This window comes from Mesorhizobium sp. M4A.F.Ca.ET.090.04.2.1, assembly GCF_003999085.1.
In the GTDB taxonomy this organism is placed as follows: Bacteria; Pseudomonadota; Alphaproteobacteria; order Rhizobiales; family Rhizobiaceae; genus Mesorhizobium.
On sequence record NZ_RZOT01000980.1, the window covers coordinates 1 to 689 of the forward strand.

Consider the following 689-nt stretch of genomic DNA (forward strand, 5'->3'; position numbering starts at 1 on the left):
ATCGGAGTGTCGTTTATGGCCCTTGCCAACACTGGTAGTGAGGCAGAACCCGTCGACCAATCGAGCCATCCAGAAATCGAGCAGCACAGCACCAAGGTGTTGATGCTGGGCGCGCTCGGTGTGGTCTATGGCGATATCGGCACGAGCCCGATCTACGCGTTCCGCGAGGCGCTGGTGGCGTCGTCGGGCGGCGAGGTCGCCGAGCGCGGCGACATTCTCGGCGTGCTGTCGCTGATCATTTGGTCGCTGACCATCATCGTCACCATCAAATACATCATGTTCGTGCTGCGCGCCAACAACCGCGGCGAGGGCGGCGTGCTGTCGCTGATGGCGCTGGCGCGCAGCAGTTTTGCCACGCGCTCGGCGATCATCCTCGCCATTGGCATCGTCGGCGCTTCGCTGTTCTTTGGCGATGCGGTCATCACGCCGGCCATCTCGGTGCTGTCCGCGGTCGAAGGCATGAATGTCGTCACGCCTGCCTTCCAGCCTTACGTGGTGCCGCTGACGCTGCTCATCCTAGCGATCCTGTTCGCGGTGCAGCGGTTCGGCACCGGCGGCGTGGCGCTGATCTTCGGCCCGATCACGGCTGTCTGGTTCCTCGCCATCGGCCTGTCAGGCCTCAACCACATCATCGACGATCCCGAAATCCTGCTGGCGGTCAGCCCGCACTACATCGTCGCCTTCCTGAT

General features: G+C 63.1%; 1 protein-coding gene. It reads left to right on the forward strand.

The window, feature by feature from the left end; all coding sequences use genetic code 11:
• Positions 1-15 precede the first annotated feature (15 nt).
• The coding region (locus EN781_RS33610) for a KUP/HAK/KT family potassium transporter (RefSeq protein ID WP_189347993.1) at positions 16-689 on the forward strand (674 nt) is incomplete at its 3' end.